General features: G+C 43.5%; 16 protein-coding genes. 5 read left to right on the top strand and 11 right to left on the bottom strand.

The window, feature by feature from the left end; genetic code table 11:
- Window positions 1–631 precede the first annotated feature (631 nt).
- The 4 genes from GO493_RS09015 to GO493_RS09000 form a co-directional block, all read right to left on the bottom strand.
- A complete protein-coding gene (locus tag GO493_RS09015; protein WP_157305818.1) occupies window positions 632–1,030 on the bottom strand; it encodes a hypothetical protein in 399 nt (132 codons plus the stop codon).
- 86 nt (window positions 1,031–1,116) lie between these two features.
- Window positions 1,117–1,950, bottom strand: coding sequence for a tetratricopeptide repeat protein (locus GO493_RS09010; protein ID WP_157305817.1), 834 nt, complete (start codon window positions 1,948–1,950; stop codon window positions 1,117–1,119).
- On the bottom strand, window positions 1,947–2,438 hold the full coding sequence (locus GO493_RS09005; RefSeq protein ID WP_157305816.1) for a hypothetical protein: 492 nt from the start codon (window positions 2,436–2,438) through the stop codon (window positions 1,947–1,949). The genes GO493_RS09010 and GO493_RS09005 overlap by 4 nt, the downstream gene beginning before the upstream one ends.
- Before the next feature lie 36 nt (window positions 2,439–2,474).
- On the bottom strand, window positions 2,475–5,327 hold the full coding sequence (locus GO493_RS09000; protein WP_157305815.1) for a T9SS type B sorting domain-containing protein: 2,853 nt from the start codon (window positions 5,325–5,327) through the stop codon (window positions 2,475–2,477).
- A gap of 387 nt (window positions 5,328–5,714) precedes the next feature.
- On the opposite strand from GO493_RS09000, the gene GO493_RS08995 reads away from it, so the two are divergent.
- Window positions 5,715–6,569 carry a hypothetical protein gene (locus GO493_RS08995; RefSeq protein ID WP_157305814.1) on the top strand — a complete coding sequence of 285 codons (855 nt, stop codon included), beginning with the start codon at window positions 5,715–5,717 and terminating at the stop codon, window positions 6,567–6,569.
- A 22-nt stretch (window positions 6,570–6,591) separates the two neighbouring features.
- On the opposite strand, the gene GO493_RS08990 is transcribed toward GO493_RS08995, so the two are convergent.
- Window positions 6,592–6,948 (bottom strand): VOC family protein, encoded by a 357-nt coding sequence (locus GO493_RS08990; protein WP_157305813.1) that lies wholly within the window; start codon window positions 6,946–6,948, stop codon window positions 6,592–6,594.
- 557 nt (window positions 6,949–7,505) lie between these two features.
- Between GO493_RS08990 and GO493_RS08985 the strand changes: the two genes are divergently transcribed.
- On the top strand, window positions 7,506–8,465 hold the full coding sequence (locus GO493_RS08985; RefSeq protein ID WP_157305812.1) for a transporter: 960 nt from the start codon (window positions 7,506–7,508) through the stop codon (window positions 8,463–8,465).
- Window position 8,466: 1 nt separating this feature from the next.
- Window positions 8,467–10,020 carry a phosphatase PAP2 family protein gene (locus tag GO493_RS08980; RefSeq protein ID WP_157305811.1) on the top strand — a complete coding sequence of 518 codons (1,554 nt, stop codon included), beginning with the start codon at window positions 8,467–8,469 and terminating at the stop codon, window positions 10,018–10,020.
- Between the two features lie 50 nt (window positions 10,021–10,070).
- On the opposite strand, the gene GO493_RS08975 is transcribed toward GO493_RS08980, so the two are convergent.
- The 5 genes from GO493_RS08975 to GO493_RS08955 all read right to left on the bottom strand — a co-directional run bounded on the left by GO493_RS08975 (window position 10,071) and on the right by GO493_RS08955 (window position 15,926).
- Window positions 10,071–10,826: a helix-turn-helix domain-containing protein gene (locus GO493_RS08975; protein WP_232538797.1), complete on the bottom strand. Its 756-nt coding sequence runs from the start codon at window positions 10,824–10,826 to the stop codon at window positions 10,071–10,073.
- 81 nt (window positions 10,827–10,907) lie between these two features.
- Complete coding sequence (locus GO493_RS08970; RefSeq protein ID WP_157305809.1) at window positions 10,908–11,879, bottom strand: aldo/keto reductase; 972 nt, start codon at window positions 11,877–11,879, stop codon at window positions 10,908–10,910.
- Between the two features lie 104 nt (window positions 11,880–11,983).
- On the bottom strand, window positions 11,984–13,426 hold the full coding sequence (locus GO493_RS08965; protein ID WP_157305808.1) for a S41 family peptidase: 1,443 nt from the start codon (window positions 13,424–13,426) through the stop codon (window positions 11,984–11,986).
- A 69-nt stretch (window positions 13,427–13,495) separates the two neighbouring features.
- Window positions 13,496–15,067 carry an FAD-dependent monooxygenase gene (locus tag GO493_RS08960; protein WP_157305807.1) on the bottom strand — a complete coding sequence of 524 codons (1,572 nt, stop codon included), beginning with the start codon at window positions 15,065–15,067 and terminating at the stop codon, window positions 13,496–13,498.
- Between the two features lie 40 nt (window positions 15,068–15,107).
- Complete coding sequence (locus GO493_RS08955) at window positions 15,108–15,926, bottom strand: helix-turn-helix domain-containing protein (RefSeq protein WP_157305806.1); 819 nt, start codon at window positions 15,924–15,926, stop codon at window positions 15,108–15,110.
- A gap of 204 nt (window positions 15,927–16,130) precedes the next feature.
- Here GO493_RS08955 and GO493_RS08950 point away from each other — a divergent pair, with 204 nt between their 5' ends.
- Window positions 16,131–17,396: an AAA family ATPase gene (locus GO493_RS08950; protein WP_157305805.1), complete on the top strand. Its 1,266-nt coding sequence runs from the start codon at window positions 16,131–16,133 to the stop codon at window positions 17,394–17,396.
- Window positions 17,383–18,069 (top strand): RloB family protein, encoded by a 687-nt coding sequence (locus tag GO493_RS08945; protein WP_157305804.1) that lies wholly within the window; start codon window positions 17,383–17,385, stop codon window positions 18,067–18,069. Before GO493_RS08950 ends, GO493_RS08945 begins: the two co-directional genes overlap by 14 nt.
- A gap of 67 nt (window positions 18,070–18,136) precedes the next feature.
- Here GO493_RS08945 and GO493_RS08940 read toward each other — a convergent pair whose 3' ends face one another.
- Window positions 18,137–18,292 (bottom strand): hypothetical protein, encoded by a 156-nt coding sequence (locus GO493_RS08940; protein ID WP_157305803.1) that lies wholly within the window; start codon window positions 18,290–18,292, stop codon window positions 18,137–18,139.
- Window positions 18,293–18,325 lie beyond the last annotated feature (33 nt).

Raw genomic sequence — 18,325 nt, 5'->3', positions numbered from 1 at the left:
TATATTTACCTGGAAGAAGCCTGTTAAGACTTTTACTTATTTCTTTTCTGTTCTGATAATGATTTTGGACGTATATAGCCCCATAACAGCCCCCAAGCGGTGAAAATTTGCTCTTATAGATAAATATTATCCCCTTAAGATTAATGCAGGAGTCACATACACACATATACGGGCATAGTAATTTTTAGCAGCAGATACCCTTCCGGGAACAAACATCTTGTCATCCCAATAGATTACGAACCAGAACAATGCCGGTTAAATTACAGTTGAATATGAATTATACAGCCAGGGCAGAGTATGTATAGGAACATTCACAAAGATTAGGCTATAAGGTTATTCTCACATTTAACTGTCGAACAAAAGTAAAAATCATCTTATAGATGAAGCTAACACTTTTGTGTCATGTTTGAATGATTAATAAAAGTTATAATGAAGATAGCTTTTCTCGTATAGGCTTATTATTTACAAAAATGAACTCCAGTTTTGCAGGCGGAGCATTCTTTCTTTATCTGAATATAAGAAATTACAGGATATGCTGCTAAACCTGGTGCCGCTGTTTAAACAATGGTACAAAGAATATCAATATTGATCCTCCAGGGTTCTTAACCCCGGAGAATCATAAGATCATTAACTACTCAACCCAGTACACTAACGTCACTTCAATAAATCCATCCGCTCCTGCCTGACCTGGGTCCAGGGTCACTGTCTTTGACACAGCGCCTTCCCAGTTACCCGGATATGCGCCGAAAGTATACGTGCCGTCAGGCAGTCCTTCAAACTCATATCCTTCCCGGTCAGTAGGATCATAATAGACACCGGTCTGTTCATTACGGGCCCAGAATCCGCGTAATCCTATGCTTCCCGTAACAGGACTGCCATCAGTGCGTACCAGCCTGATACGTACATTGTAGGTAGTGGCAATTTCGTTTTGCTTAAGGTCTTGCACTAAGAGGGTACGTGCAGGTGTAATGGCATAGATCTGTGAAACAAACAGTAGTGACAGCACACAGAAAATGAGGGTTTTTCTCATGGGTTAAAACGGGTTTTTAGGTGAAGTATCGAATTTAATGATATTACCTTATATCATCAAACAATATAAAGTTATCAAATCCTGAATTAATGCCTTCGCTCCATTAATGCTTCCTCTATATCTGAAGGATACACTGCATCCGGCATCTCACAATAAACATCAGACAGGTGAAACCCTTCCTTATACAAACGTGCCGCATTTTCAAACTGCTTTCTCGCCAGCTTATGTTTCCCAAGAGAACGGTAAACTATTCCTTTATAATAACTGGTCTCCACATAATTCCTGCACAATTTTTCCTGTTGATCAAGGTCCGATAAAGCACCTGCATAATCCTGCTGTCTCAGCTTCAATACAGCCCTGTGTAAAAAGTCGAACAACCCTATAAAATCTTTCCCTTTTGTGTAGAAAATACTATCAATACCTTTAGAGAAATAAAGCGCTGCACTGGAATAATTACCTAACTCCCGCTCACACAATGCCATTACAACATACAAGCTGTAAGTACCATCTCCCGTATGTTTGGAAGCAAAGTGAGTTAAGCTGTCAAACCTCTTCAGGTCCTCAAGAGCGCCTTCATAATCTCTCAGGAATTTGAACCGGCACCATCCCCTTACATCCAGCACCCTGCCAGGCTGCAGTGCTACTGCTTTATCAAGATACTTACGCCAGGTCGCAAAATCCCCCCTTTTCAGGTAAGGAACACTTATTTCACGCCATGCCTCTGCCCTCTCCGGGCATAACCTTATAGCACTGTCAAGATATACCTGGCTGTTCCGGGAACCCTGCGGAAAACTGCTGGCCAGGCCGGATAATTTACAGGCAAGCCTGCAGAGAGAATCCGTATAAATATCACAATTTTCCTGTGCCCTGGAAGTAAGGCTTACAAAACAGAAAAGCAGGAGCAGATACATATTCTTCATGGGCTGATACTTATTATTTTACCATTCCGTATACGGAAAGTGATATACTGATAACTGTCATATACCTTCTCCTTATAAACCGCCGGCTGCCACCCTCTCACTTGTTTTACCAGGCTGAGTAACTGCTGTGATAACGCTTCCCTGAAATGAATAGGCTGATAATCATTATCTATCTCTAACAGGCGAAAACGACCGGTATGGCCATTACAATTAATAATAAACCTCACGGTAAGAAATCCGTTCTGGTCATTGAAACTATCCTCCGTCCTGAAATTATCAAGCAGGTATTTTATGATCTCCTTTTTATGATCTTTATAGTAAGATCCCGTATTATAATATTGAAACACCTGTTTAGGATTACATACAACAAACGACGGATCGTCCTGCAGGCTGTCAAAAGGTATATCACCTACATTTTCAGGGAAAGTTTGCGCATAGGCTGATATAATAAGGACTAAAAGGATAAAGGATAATACAATGGCTTTCATGGCTGAATAGAGTTTTATGATCAGGTCACTCTAAAATCAATAGCGGCGAAGCACTATTGTGATAAAGCCTTTCAATTTGAGCTCTCCTTTAATAGTAATGAAATAATAGTAGGTACCTTCTCCTAGCGGATTGCCATTCACCCTGCCATCCCAGTCATTACTGTAATTCTTCCGGTTGTACACCATACGCCCTGCACGATCGTAGATCTTCACCTCATTGTCCGGGTACAATTCCAGGTTCTTTACCACCCATTTATCATTTATGCCATCACCATTTGGGGTCAGGATATTTGTTGCCTCAATGCCAAGTGTACCGGATACCTCCAGCGGAAAGGCTGCCGTATTGATACAACCCTCGCTGCTGGTAACTGTCACATGGTAAGTAGTACTTACCAGTGGCTTTACTTCCAGTACAGGCTCCTGCTTACCGCTTATAATACCAGCTGCATCTGCCCAGCTGTAGGTATAGTTCCCCACTCCTGCAGAGGCCGTAAGATGAACCACTTCTCCTCCCGTAATTGAAGCACCTTTATCACTGCCAATCGAAATGACAGGAAGGCTATTTACAGTAATCGTAAAAGTGCGGCGCAGAACATCTGCTCCGCCGCTGGCGGTGCCACCATTATCCTGTATGGTAACGGTGACGGTCGTACTACCGGATATCACATTTGGTTTCAGCTCGTAACTGAGTACAGCAGAACTGTTGACGCTCAACGCATCAAAGAAAGGCTGGTCCGCAACAGCGGTGATCGTATAGGTTTGGCCTGGCTCAGTAGCAGAGGCGCCGGTCAGCTGAATAGTATGGGTAGCTGTATTCGCACAGAGTACTACATCCTGTACCGGGTCCAGCGTCGGCGCCTGGTTCACCAGCTGTACATCAATAGTCACTGGTACTATACCGCTGGTATTTAAGCCGTCGCTTACAGTAACCCCTAGTGTAACAGTAGTACCTGCCAGCGTATTAAGGATAGTGCTGTTCTGTACTTTGATCACTCCGCTGGCATCTATAACAAACGCACCGCCAGCGCCATCTGTCGCAATGGTCCAGTTCAGCAACGGAGCTGGCGTTGCACTTACAGTACCCACATTTGTACCGGCAGCGCTGACCTGAAGTATGCTGAAATGCTGACCTCCGGCAATCTGCGGCGGTGTTCCGTCATAATTAACTGAAATGGTATTGGAGGCAGTGTTACCAGTGCTGGCAGAATTTACTGCTACTCCTGCCGGCAATGACACATTCACCGGTCCGTCTGTAGTTGGTGTGATCAATGCCGTATAAGTGAGGTTATCGGAAGTTTGAAGATTGCTGACGGTAGCGCTCCCCGCGCTGATCTCTGCTACGTTCAGCCCTGTCACAGCTTCTGTAAAAGTGAGGATAACAGTAAATGGTGAATTGACAACTGCCGGGGCAGTAGTGCTCAGGCTAACACCCGGCGTCGCAGTATTCACGAATACATTGGAAGTACTACCCACATTATTCACCGTGGTTATTAAGTCGTTGCTGGTAACGTCGGTGAAGCGATCTCCATTCATTAAAATTGCACTCCCCACAGCAATACCATCAAGGTCCATTTCACCACTCTGCACAGTATAGGCGAAAGTAAAAACACTTGTACCCTGCCCGCCTGTATAGGCTGCCTCTACCGGGGTCGAGCCAATGATCAAAGGCAGTGTGGCCCTGACAGGTGTACGGAATAGCCGTACTTCCTCACTGAAATGTACGGTAAAGTTTAGCACATCACCAGTCTTGTAAGCACCGTTTGCCGGTACATCTATTGATGTGATAGCAGGTGGTGTGGCGTCATAATAATAACTAAGCCTGACCTGTGTATTACCAAGGCCGGCAGCATTAAAGGCAACATCAGCAGGAACCTCCACACTCACTCCTCCATCAGAGATCGGTTTTACCAGCACCGTATACGTGATATTGTCGCTGGTCTGTAAATTACTGTAAGTAGCGTTGGAACCCGTTATGTCTGTTATGTCAAAACCCGTTACAGGATCTCCGAATGTAATAGACGCCGTCCAGGGGGCGTTCAGTTTTATCGCCCCGGATATGTTTGTAGCAGGACGGTCCAATATGAGCACACCGCTGGTACTTCCCACATTCTGCAATCCAGGTTGTACAGCATTCCCCGCTATATCTACGATAGTCGTCCCATTTAATACGATAGTATTGCCAGGGGTAATACCATCTACGTCCCTGTCAGCGCTTGCCACCGTATACCTGAATGTAAGCGAGTTGCCTGTTTGGCTGAAAAGCGTAGCCCGTACCACGGAGCTGCCTATCGTAACTTCTATATAAGCCCGGCCGCTGACAACACTGCTGATAACATTTTCGCTAAAAACCACCTGGAAACTGAGGATTTCTCCCGCTTTATAATAACGGGGGGCCGGCACATTTACCGCCACCACTGATGGAGGAACAGCATCCACATAAACAATATTACTATCCATGTTCACGGGCACTACATCTGCATTGTTGCCGTCAACATCCTGGATAGTACCGCCATTCAATTCTAATATGGCGCCCAGGCTAACCCCGTCAGCATCCAGGTCATTATTAACTACTGTATAAACAAATGTAAGGCTGCTGGAACCGCTGCCGCCTGAGTAAACTGCCCGCTTCGTCTGAGCACCAATGAGCAACTCCAGGTAAGGAACGCCTCCCCCGGTATTCACTATTACAGACTCACTGAAATTTACTGTAAAGGTGAGGACATCTCCCTCCTTATAGATGGCCGTAAGAGGCTTTTTCACGGATGTAATTGAAGGGGACTGCGCCATTACCTTCCCGGCCTGCAACGCACAGGCAAAGAGTAACAGCAGCAACAGCCTGAAAATATTAAAATTTCTTATGATAGTTGAAAAGGGATTGATCCTACGCATAGGCGATTTATTGGTATAAGCCAGGGTTGTTGAAAAGAGACTCAGAATTCACGAACTGGCAAAGCTATAATATCTATACGAAAAGAGCAATACGCAATTTAACAGATTTCGTATAACCACATGATTTTAATTGCCTGATCCTTTATAATGCTTCGCTCCAATTCATCAATCTCCCCTTTCAGTACAGTAGCTTTATCCTCTCCCCATGAGAAGAGCGGCAACTGATCTGCCTTTAACATCTTGTTTCCTGACTTCACAGGTATTCATAACGGCTTGATTTCATTTAAATATAAAGAATCTCCCTGAAAGTTATATCATCACATTTAGCTATTGCCTGAGTGACTTCTGACCCTTACTTTTGCCGGAATTACATAACCTCCTGAACATATGAAATTGCCTGCTGCCATACTTGCCATTGTAACCATTATACTATTAGGTGCATGTACACAGTCTGACAAAAAGAAGACCATCGTTTCCAACGGTAACAATGTCTCAAAAACTACCATTGATGAAGAAAAGCCGCAAAACATTGACAGTATAAGGCTTGACAGTATCTTACAGGAAGCCGTAAAAATTTGTGCGCAGGACATACACAATGAAACATTCAAAAAAGAGTATATAGCTACGATGCCTGATAGCTCCTTCCAGGTACATATCCGCATAAACAGCGGCTTTATATTTACAAAGGAACATCCTCATTTAATCATCAGAAGATATACACCGGATTTAATCTATATCAACATTTTCGCAAAAACAGGCAATGGCTTTCAACAGGTGCTTTCACACAGCGAATCACACCTTGAATATACCGGCGATACCATCCGCGACATCAACGGAGATAATTTAAAAGACTTCGTTGTAAACAGGTATGGTAGTTCCGGCTGTTGCCTGAAAGCTTTCAGCAATGTTTATTTACTGAGATCAGATAACAGGTCCTTTTCCAACAACATCGAATTCATAAATCCCACATTCTCTCCTGAAGAACATATTATCCGCGGAGTATGTTACGGACAACCGGGTGAAACAGATCTCTACAAATACAGGTGGAATAATGAAACAGTAGATACTGTGGAATATATCTCTTATGAGAAAAACAATAAAGAGCAAAAAACCGGGAAACTCATCGTATCTGACCACAGGCCATATGGCAGCAATTATAAAGTCTTAAGGCAACTTAACTCCGTTCCTGCTGAATATAAAAAGATAGAAGGCTATAACTGGTTCACGGGCAAGGGTTATTAAATTTATTCCTTGCAGTATATTGTTATTTTTTAAACTTCTCTGTCAATTCTATTTTTCTACCATCACAATCATGAACAATAACAGTATATCCCCACTCAGTTTGAGCAGGTTCAGATATCCTAATGCCGCTTGACTTAAGATTGCCAATTACCAGGTCCAGGTCTTCGACCGTAAATCCCAGCCTGGTTGTATTATCCGGTTCTGAAACACCTTTAGGTAACGGGTATATTTCAAGCACTGCCTTACTATCATGACTGGTATAATGATAGGGACCACTACCATGCTTATGATATTCAAACTGAAAACCCAGCATGGAATAGAAGTCATGCTGTTCCTGTAGTTTATCAGTTTTAATTACTATTAGCGCAATGTCAATCATAATTTTTTTTTACATATATCAAAAGTAATTAAATGTCGCCTTTAATTGTACAGCCTTAATGACACATGCTTTTGCGACGAACAAAAAGGGAATCTTATTAAAAAAAAGTACAGTACTCCTCTTCTAATACATCACGCCATAGGGTTTATATTGAGGTTTATAAATAGTTGCTGATTAACCAGTTTCAATTGCGCCAGTTACAAAGTTGTATTCAAAACAAATTAAAAAAATTCGTTTTATAACAAATAATCCTGTCTTTTTTTCTCAGCCCCGAACTATGCAAAATTTAACAGGGTTAAACAATACTATCAAAAAATGAGTTATTATTATGTAATAAAAGTTCGGGGCTATATTCTTTCTTTGAACTGCAATCTCAGTTTATTATATTTCTTAACATCTTACGGGGGAACAATGAATTAGTAAAAACGTTTATTTATATATGCTAAAATTGGGCTAACAACCACATCATCAATTATTTTTCATCTCTGATGGAACGATAGTTTACGTTATTGCAACTGCCCTATCTATGAGATTTAACGACCAAAATCTATTGAACAATGAAAAAATTAACCATGCGAATGGCCATGGCGGCAATGTTATTATTTGCCATGATATTGCCCTTCTCATTATCTGCGCAAACAGATATCGACGCGCTCATGATGTCGAAGAATGAATTTTGCATAGGCCCTATGTATAGCTACAGTAGCTGGAAAAACTACTGGGAAGGGACAAGGAAAAGAGACAATAAAAACCTGGGGACCATATCCACACAGATGGTTACCGTAATGGGCAACTATGGGATCACGAAGAAGTTAAGCGTACTTTTCGGCGCCCCATATGTAAAAACAAAAGCATCTGCCGGAACTTTGCAAGGCATGGACGGTATCCAGGATCTTAGCCTCTTCCTCAAATGGCGGCCCTTTCAAAAAGAACTGGGTAACGGAAAATTATCTGTCCTGGGTATTGCCGGAGTATCTTTCCCTTTAAGCAATTATACGCCTGATTACCTCCCGCTCTCCATCGGGCTGCATAGCAAAACAGCGCTGGCAAGACTGATGGTAGATTACAAGTGGAAAGGCTTTTTTGCCACAGCTTCTGCCACATACCTGCTCAGGGATAATATTAAAATAGATCGCGAATCTTATTATACTACCGAAATGCATAATACCAATGAGGTAGAAATGCCCAATGCCGCCAATTATAATTTCCGTGCCGGCTTCAGAAATCAACGGTGGATAGCGGAAGCTGTAGTAAACCAGTGGACCACCCTGGGCGGCTTTGACATTACCCGCAATAACATGCCTTTTCCCAGCAACAGGATGAACGCAACTACGGTCGGTACAAACTTTAAATATGTCCTCCCTCCCCTGCCGCAAATGTCAATTGTAGCAGGTGGCAATACTACTGTTGCCGGTAGAAATGTAGGACAGGCAACTACAGTCTACGGCTCCGTTTTTTATATTCTTGACTTTTCACGGAAGTCAAAATCTCCTGTACCAACCTCAAACGCTAACTGATATGAAGAGGATAAATTTTTACGCCGCTATCGCTCTGGCACTGGCAACTATGGTCTTTATCGCCTGTAATAAGGATATAGAAGGACGAACAGATAATATTCCATCTCTTTCGCCCTCCAACATCGATCTCAATGCCGGAACATGGAAGCCGGTACTGCTTACATCACCATCAGAATTTGCAGTAGCCGCTCCGGGAGCTACTACAACCCCTGATTATATTGCGCAGGTCAATGAAATAAAAGACTGGCAGGCAAACCTGACCAGCGAAGAAAAAAGAATAGTAAAATACTGGAGTGCAGGCGCCGTACTACGGTGGAACGAGATCCTGCGTGAACTGGTAGCCAAACATAACCTGCCTCCTTACCAGAATGAAGATGGCACCTATCCGGTACCCAGCGCTGCCAATCCCCTGGCATATCCCCAATTCCCGTTTGCCAATCCACCCTATGCAGCAAGAGCCTACGCTTACGTAGCAGCTGCGCAATACGATGCGCTCATCGCAGCCTGGTATTACAAAACTTTATACAACCGCCCTGCTCCTTATAAAGTGGATAGTACATTGAATGTACTTATCCCTAAATCCGATCTTCCTTCTTATCCTTCGGAAGATGCAGTACTGGCAGGAGCAGCAGCAGAAATGATGAAGCTGCTTTTTCCCGGCGATCAGGATTTTATCCAGCAAAAGGTCGAAGAGCACAAACGGTCCCGCATTATTGCAGGCGCTAATGTTCGTAGCGACATAGAAGCCGGCGAAGCTCTTGGCAAAGCAGTAGCGCAGAAATTTGTGACAAGGGCAAGAGGCGACAGGGCTGGTGCCGCTGTCGGCAACGCTGCGCTATGGCAACAAATGGAAGACGATTGTATCGCAAAAGGAGAGATCCCATGGAAAAGCCTTGAAACACCCAAACGTCCTCCTATGCTGCCTTTATTCGGAAAAGTAAAACCCTTCCTTTTCGATTCACTGACAGTTATCGCATTGCGCCCCGGTCCCCCACCCTCAACCTCCGGCGATGAGATGAAAGCAGAAGTCGAAGAAGTATATAACCAGACTTCAAATCCAACCCGGGAAGAGATACGTATCATACATTTCTGGGCTGACGGCGTCGGTACCTATACACCGCCCGGTCACTGGATGGCAATCGCAGCTGAAGACTTCATCAAAAAGGACTTCAGTGAAGTTCGCTGGGCGCGCAATATGGCGCTTCTCGCCATGGCTGAAATGGATGCTGCCATCGTTTGCTGGGATACCAAGTTTTACTACTTCAATCCCCGCCCCTGCCAGATGAATCCCAAAATAAAGACACTTACAGGCGTTCCGAATTTCCCATCATATATATCAGGGCATTCAACCTTTAGCGGCGCGGCTTCCAGGCTGCTGGGACATATTATTCCCGAAAGGGCCGCAGCTTATGATGCCATGGCGGAAGAAGCCGCTAAATCCAGGTTCTATGGCGGAATTCACTACAATAAAAGCGATTGCGGAGTAGGACTGGTAGTAGGAAGAAATGTGGGCGACTATGCAATCCAAAGAGCAAAGACAGATGGAGCAGAATAACCTCCCCACAACAAAAAAGCCGCATAAATCGTACGATTTATGCGGCTTTTCTAAATCTGCCACTCCGTAGGCGCCTTGCCATACCTCTTCTTAAAGGAATGCGAAAAATGAGACAGGCTTTCAAACCCCAGGTCCAGGTAGATCGCAGACGGCTTCTTGTTCTTTTTCTCTATAAGATGCCGCGCCTCCGCTAACCTCTTTTCCAGCAACCACTGCCGGGGCGCTATCCCGAATATTTTCTGAAAATCACGTTTGAACCCCGCAAGACTCCTTCCTGTCAGCCGCGCAAATTTCTCAACAGGGATGTTGTAATGGAAATTGCGGAGCATGAATTTCTCCAGGTCTATCTTATAGGGCTCCGAAAAATCGAATAACAATTCCTTAAGCTCAGGCATCGTATTCAGGAGAAGATACATCGCCTCTTTCACCTTTAAGATACCCACCGCCTTTGTTACTTTTTCCTCCGGGTGATGAACATAAGGAAGCACCGATTGAAAGAATGCGCGCAGAAAATCGTTCCCGGGAATAAGAATGTTACTCGGACCCGAGTACTTCCGTCCTATCTCAATCTGCTCCTCAAGCGCAATCTTCCTGAGCAGATCTTCCTGCAAACTGATGACAATAGTTTGATAATCCCCGCCATCCAAAGGAGTCTTGGTAATTTCTGCCAGTTGATTCTTTTGTATCAGCAGCATTTCTCCTGCTTCCATTGAGATGCTCCCGTTGGCAGTCTCAAGTGTAAAACGGCCCGCAACCTGCATCACCAGGGTATTATGCTCCAGGAAGGCAACCTTTTCCTTTCTCATAGTTGAGTAATACGAGAAAAAGAAGACCCCGGGAATTATTTCAGCTGGATTTGTCATTATACAAAGATATAAAACAGCCCACTACCTTTGCAGGTATGTACCTCCCAGTATCGCCCCCTGTGAAAAATGCGTGTTAAGTGTATTCATCTCTTCAGGAGTGAACTCAATTCCCATAGCCTGTATGTTTTCCGGCAACCGGGTTCTCCTGCTCATACTCACCAATGGCATAATATGATCACCCTGCGCATTCACCCAGGCAATGGCCAGTTGCGTTGCAGTATGCCCTTTCTCCTTCGCCATTTGCTTTAATACTTCCACTTTTTCCAGGTTCTTTACAAGGTTCTCTCCCTGGAAACGCGAAAAGTGATTTTGGTAAGCATTGGCGGGAAGAGGAGCTTTCATCTCCCCTGTTAATAATCCTTCTGCCGTATTAGCAAATGCCACAACCCCTATACCCAGTTCTTTAGCCGTAGGAAGCAGGTCTTTCTCTATCTGCCGGTCTGCCAGCGAATAAGCTATCTCCAATGCCGCTACAGGATGAATACTGTTTGCCTTACGCAACTGATCTGCAGTTATTTCAGAAACGCCCAGGTAACGCACCTTTCCTTCTTTGATCAGGTCAGCTATAGTGCCGATCACATCTTCCACCGGAACACTGTTGTCAAGCCTGCACGGCTGATAAAGATCGATAGTATCTATACCCAGACGTACCAGGGAATAATTGATGAAATTCCTGATAGCCATAGGACGCAGGTCCAGGCCAAGCCATTGGCTACCATAAAAGATCCCTCCAAACTTAACACTTATAAAGGCATCATCCCTTCTCCCCTTAATAGCTTTGCTGATAAGCAATTCATTGTGACCGCTGCCATAGAAGTCCCCTGTATTCAAAAAATTAATGCCATTGTCCAATGCCTCCTGTATAGTGGCAATACTTTCATTTTCATCATTTGCCTTGCCTCCCCAGGTAGGAGACATGCGCATACATCCTAATCCCAGTTTAGACACAAGCGGTCCGTTCTTACCCAAAGCTATCTTTGTTATTGTTGTCATCGTTTTTATTTTAATGATTAACAACACAAAGATCAGCTTCTACACCCTATAAGCACTTTCCCTTATGGCTCAATTTACTTGCCTGGACGGCTCACCTTTATTCATTAATGTGCCCGCCTGCTATAGTTCAATATCTTCGAAGTATAATTTACCCATTCATTCTCCGGGATAGACTTATCCAGATAAAAATCAGGGTGAATGCCCATATCATCTACAGGGAATTCCGGGATGCGCAACGAGCGTGAAATACAATATTCAAATACAAAATTGCCCTGAGGCGCAACAGCCTCAATCATATTGGAAACATCCAGCGCTCCCCCCGTCTTACGTCCGAAGAATTTGACTTTCTTACTTTGCTTGGCCTTTAATATAAACTCCTCTGTCGTACTGAAGTTATTCTCATGAATAATGATACCAACGCTTCTGGGATTTTCGTATATCGTATCCAGGTTCGTCTCCTCCACATCCTTTCCGAAAATATTTACAAACTGCCCAACTTTGCTCTTCATTAAACTGGCTATTTTCCCATATGTTTCCTGCTCTTCTTTATCCGCATCAGCCCTTTTGGACAACTCTTCCCATATCCGGTTATTAAGCGGTGTAGAATAGAATTCCGCCATAACAGACCTCATCGGATTAGTATACAGGTATGGAATGATCTTCTCCATGCTGACATCTGACCCACCCTGGCAATCTCTCAGATCAATGATGAGATTGGGGGTTGAAACGATAGTATTATGTAAAGCCTTCAGTAAGCTGTCAATGGCCTTCTTATTCTCATAATTGAACGAATTAATATGAACGTAGACGGTACTACTATCACGTTTATATCCAAAAGGAGACGTAGCCGTTTTTACTAAATAATATTCCTCCGCACCCTTATCGTCAGCTACACCAGGAAGCACTCTTTTTAATATGAGGTCGTCAAGTTGCAAAACACTTTTCCCCAATACACGGACCTTATCTACCTGCTTCGGTTGAAAATTGCTCAGGTAGCGGGTACCGGACTTCAGGTCAGCTTTAATTACAAACTTCGTATCTCCGGCTTTCCAGGCAGGAGCAACAGCGCTTAAAGTGATCCCCCTGTATTCGCCATCATGCTTTTTTATAGCAACAGTACTTCCTCTTGTTTCCCAGATACCTTCAATGTCTTCAATTGTCTTTTTTCCTGACAGATACTTTTTAAACTCTTCAGGGCTGAATTGACTATCCCTGACAGGCTTAGAGTTTCCGGCAGCTTCCTGGACGCTGATCGCCTCTTTCGTCTTTGTAAACCGGAAATGGTCAGTTCTGAAAAATCTGACCCAGTTTTTCAGTTCTTCCAGGCAATCGTCCAGTTGAGTTATCTTCTCAACCTTTTTTAAGGTCAATCCATTATGAAGCTCATATGCCTGCTGTCCCTTTGTTTTAAGAATATAAGCATATCCTGCATCATTCTCTTCAAAGGTCTTTTTTACCCATTGATAGCTTTCTTTGCAGTTACATGTTTGTGCCTGAACGTTAGTGATTAAAAAAAGCGGGAATAACGGAAGAATTTTTTTAAGCATAGGTTAAGTGGGTTATTTTCGATTTTCACGAATATATAAAAAAATCACCCACTTATTATAACCCGGACTTTAACGATGTAAACTATTTCTTTCAAACCAGCGGGCAACAGCCCGTTGAAACTCATTGCAATCCGGGTCCTTGTCAGAAGCCCAGGCAATGATCCCATCAGGACGTATCAGTAAAGCGCTTACACCTAACCTCTCTTTTACACTGCCCGTAATATACCTGACACTGTCTCCATATTCACCCGCCTGTATTTTAAGTGAAGCATTCATATCAAAATCAAGCAGTATCCCCCTGCCATCGTGCATTAACCCGCCAATCCTTACACCATCTTCAAATTCAAAATTGGGCACACTGTGTCCTGTCAGGGGGTGGCTGCCATCAAGGTTATAGTGTGTGAAAACACCAGATACCCTTCCCGCAATATAGGTAGCTCCATCGCGTGTATTTATGAGGTCGCGTATAATTGCATTCAATGCCCGGGCATGGGGGTTTGGTTTCATAATTACAACCTGCGCTCTTGACCAATCCAGGACCTGGGCACCAATGGAATGCCTTTCAGTCTGGTAGCTATCCAGCAAGCCTTCCGGCGCTCTGTCCCGGATAGTTGCTGCAAGCTTCCAGCCCAGGTTCATGGCATCGCCCAATCCAAGATTAAGTCCCTGGCCTCCTAACGGCGAATGGATATGCGCTGCATCTCCCGCTAAAAGTACCCGTCCGTTGCGGTACGTTGTAGCCTGCCTTGCCCTGTCCGTCCATGTGGTGGCAATATGCAGGGCGCTGATAGTAACATCCGTGCCTGAGATACGGCGTAATAACTCCTGCAGGTGTTCAAGGGTGACAGGCTTTTCTGCATGATGAAATGCCCCTCCATCAAAATCCTGCATGACCAGGTAACCCGGCTGGGATTGGAAATACATGCCTGTCGGCGTCATGTTCCTGCCCGGCTTGAGCTTCTCCGGGTCAGCAATGTCCACTTTGGCAGAATAACCGGTAAATTCCGGTTCTGTACCGGCAAATTCAAAACCGCCGGCCTTTCGCACAACACTACGGCTTCCATCGCATCCTACCAGCCATTTGCCTTTAAAAGACCTGTCGCCCGACAAAACAGTCACCCCGTCCCCTGTCTGATGAAATTCTGTAACGGCAAGCCCACGCCTGATCTCTGCTCCCAGAGCTTCTGCGCGGCGGGCCAGTACAGACTCCAGCTCTCCCAGTTCAGACAACAAATGGGTATCGGTCGAGCTGGGCAGGCGGTACCCCCATTGTGAGGTGTCAATATTCCCATAATGATATTGAATGCCTGCGAAGTGTCCTCCCGGGCGCGGAGGTGCCGGTGATTGTGCAGAAGCTGAATTACCAAAGGGGTCTTTCAGGCGCTTAGGCACCTCCAGTTCATCTAACAACCCGCGACGGTAAAGCGCTTCAATGGTAGGCGCTGAGAGTCCCCGTATGCCGAAGGGAAGTTGCTTTAATGGTGATTGCGGGTTTTCCGCCTTTTCCAGTATAAGGACCGAACATTGGGCCAGGGCCAGTTCGCAGGCCAGGAATAGGCCTACAGGTCCTGCGCCGGAAATAATTACATCATAAATAGAATGATCTTGTGCCGGTTCCGCGCTTTCGTGTATAACTTTCATATAAAATGATTGAGACACAAAGCTCCGGAAAGCATCAGCTTCAGGATTGTATAAACGCGACAAATTCTTTGCTCACAACCTTTTTCCCTTTCTTTGCTCTTCGTGCAAACGCCGCGGGCGTAGTGCCGCTGTAACGTTTAAACTCCCTGCTCAGGTGAGATTGGTCCGTATAGCCCAGCTCATGAGCCAGGCCGGCAATGTTTGAATCCGGGTAAAGCCATAATTGGTTTCGCGCCTGCTCAAAGCGCATCAGGCCTGACACATCTTTCACAGTATGGCCGGAAGATTGCTTGAAGTTCCTTTCCAGTGTACGCACCGTAGCATGAGCGGCTGCTGCCACCTGGCTTACCGGCATAGTGCCCTTTGCTTCCCTCATAGCAATCCCCGCTTTGAATAACATGCTGTCAACTGCAATGTGCGACCGTGCATTCAGAAAATACGCCTTTACCAATACCATCGCCTCCTCTATCCTACCGGCATGAATACACTCATCCAACGCAGATTGAAGCTGGGCTATAGGATGCTCAAATATGCGCACTCCGTCTTTACCGGATGGTAATCCCAGCAAGTCAAACACAGTCCAGGGAAAGCATCTTATACCAATGATCTCTAACCGGTTCTGCGTATAAAAAAGTACAGGCTGATTCAGCAGCCCCACCATAAATGGTGATGGCAATGACTGTAAGCCTCCATTATAAGAAATACTACAGGCGCTCCCGAAATGAAAAATAATTTCGGCATAGCCATCTGGTAATACCTCAAAACTTGATTGCACATCTCCAAAGTCCCTTCTGTCATACCAAAAGCACTTTATGGTATCCTGTAGCTCTTCAGGAGGTTCAAATTCCTGGTGTTGCATTTTGAGTATAATTATTAATATGAGACTGAATAAAACCCTATTTTAAGAATAGATAAAACGGAATAACATCTTACTAAATCGGATAAAGACCAGGAAAGTCTTTTGATAAAAAAATAAATAAATTTGCAGCTTTTCTGCAAAAAACATAAAAACAAATAAATAACGCTAGTAAAAATAAGTGTATTTTGCAGGAAATCCGTTTATATGCTTGTGTATTTCAAGGTAGGTAATTATAAATCCATAAAAAAACCTTTAGTTATCAACTTCGAGGCCACCAGTATAGGTGACCATCAAAATACCAACGTTATTGAAAAAATTGGAGCAAAATTGTTGAAGACAATTTTGCTCTATGGTGCTAACGCGAGTGGTAAATCAAAAATACTGGATGCTTTTGTGACATACAGATCGTTAATATTAAAATCAACATCTTATCACAGCACCAGTACTTTACCCATACAGCCGTTTAAACTCAATACGGAAACTGTGGGGCAGCCATCTATATTTGAAGCGGAGTTTATTGTGAATAACAAACGGTATAGATATGGTTTTGAAGCTGACAAGGAAATGATTCAAACAGAGTGGTTACTCGAAGTCAAAAAAACAACTCAATCCCCTGTATATCTCAGAATAAAGCAGGATTTTAAGATAAATTTTAAAAAATTTCAAAACTCGGAAGGGCTTGAAAACAAATGCAACGAAAACGTATTATTCCTTTCTGTAGCGGATCAATGGAATGTCCCTCTGGCAAAGGAAATATACAAATGGTTTCATGAAATGGTCACGATCCACGGATTAAATGATCATGCTTATAAAAACAGAACAAATGAACTTTTTGAAAAGCCTGAATATAAAGAACTGATCAATAGTTTAATGGCCCACGCTGACCTGGGAATTAAGTCAGTGAACGTGGTGAAATTCATGGATGCGCAAAAAGAAGATCTTCAGAAACGTAGGGTATTATCTACTAACAACTCAGATGCTGATAACCATAGCCGTGTTTTTGCTCGTCACCATGTTTATGATAGCGAAGGGAAAATAGCTGGAGAAGAGTCGTTCGATATGTCAACATACGAATCTGAGGGTACTAAGAAATTTTACAATTTTCTTGGAGCAATATTATATTCAATAAAAAACGGACATTTTGTTGTCATTGATGAACTTGACGCCCGGTTTCATACCTTGCTAACAAAAGCAATCATTGGTCTTTTCAATAGTGAACTTGTGAACAGTGGCTCTCAATTACTAGCTGCAAGCCACGACATTGCAGTGGTAGATCATGAATTATTAAGGCGGGATCAGATCTATATTGTAGAGAAAGACAATTTTGTTGCAACCAATGTAACAAACCTTGCTGAATACAAAACCGTTCGTAAAGAGACTCCTTTTGCTAAAAACTATCTGGAAGGCAAATATGGTGGTATTCCTTTTATTGAAAACCTTGAAAATTTTCTAAAGAATGGCAAAGAGTAAAAAGAAGGAATTAAGTTTCAATCAAATGCTTGCTGAACTTACTGCCTCCAAACCTATTGTACCAGTTGTCAACAGCAAGGAAGAGCGCAAGTATTACTTAATTGTAAGCCAGGGAACAGAAACAGAAGTTCTTTATTTCAATTATCTCGCAACACATCTTCCAAATAAGATGGTGAGTGTGGAAGCCAAAGGATACAGTAGAGATACAGTTGCTGTAGTAAAAAGGGCGGTAGAACTCCGCGAACAACGTAAAAAAAATCGGAATATCCCTCCATATAGTGAAGTTTGGGCGGTCTTTGATAAAGATGATTTTAAAGATTATGATAAAGCAATAGCTCTTGCCAGCCAAAAAGGAATTGAAAGCGGTCATTCCAATGAATGTTTTGAGCTTTGGTTTGTTCTTCATTTCGGAGATCTTGAATCTGCCCTTGGCAGAAGGGTATATTTCGAAAGGCTCACCAAAGTGCTAAAAACAGAATATACCAAAAATGATACTGCTATTTGCGAAATGATACATACAAAAGGGAATGTCAATAAGGCTATAACACGTGGACATTCTCTTGAAAAATATCATTCGGGGAAAAAGCCGGTTGAATGCAATCCCTATACAAGAGTATACATTTTAGTTGAACGTTTGATGGCGCATATAGAAAACCGGGAGCCGAAATATTAAATAAGCACCCAACGCTCAGGATCAGTTTATCAATTTTAGCGAACGCTTCTGAACATAAAAAAATATCTTAAACAGGAATAACAGGGCATACTTCCCTGAATTCCAGGAGTTCTTTCGCAGCTTCCAGCCCCCTACCCTCGTCATTTGGGGAAAATACGACGCCTTTTACAGCGTAGCTGAAGCGCCATGTTACAAGAGAGATATCCCCGATGCCGAGATCCATATCTTAGACGCAGGTCACAAATTGCTGGAAAGT

It is taken from the genome of Chitinophaga tropicalis, assembly GCF_009758205.1.
Taxonomy (GTDB): domain Bacteria; phylum Bacteroidota; class Bacteroidia; order Chitinophagales; family Chitinophagaceae; genus Chitinophaga; species Chitinophaga tropicalis.
This window is presented reverse-complemented; position numbering and strand designations above follow the sequence as displayed.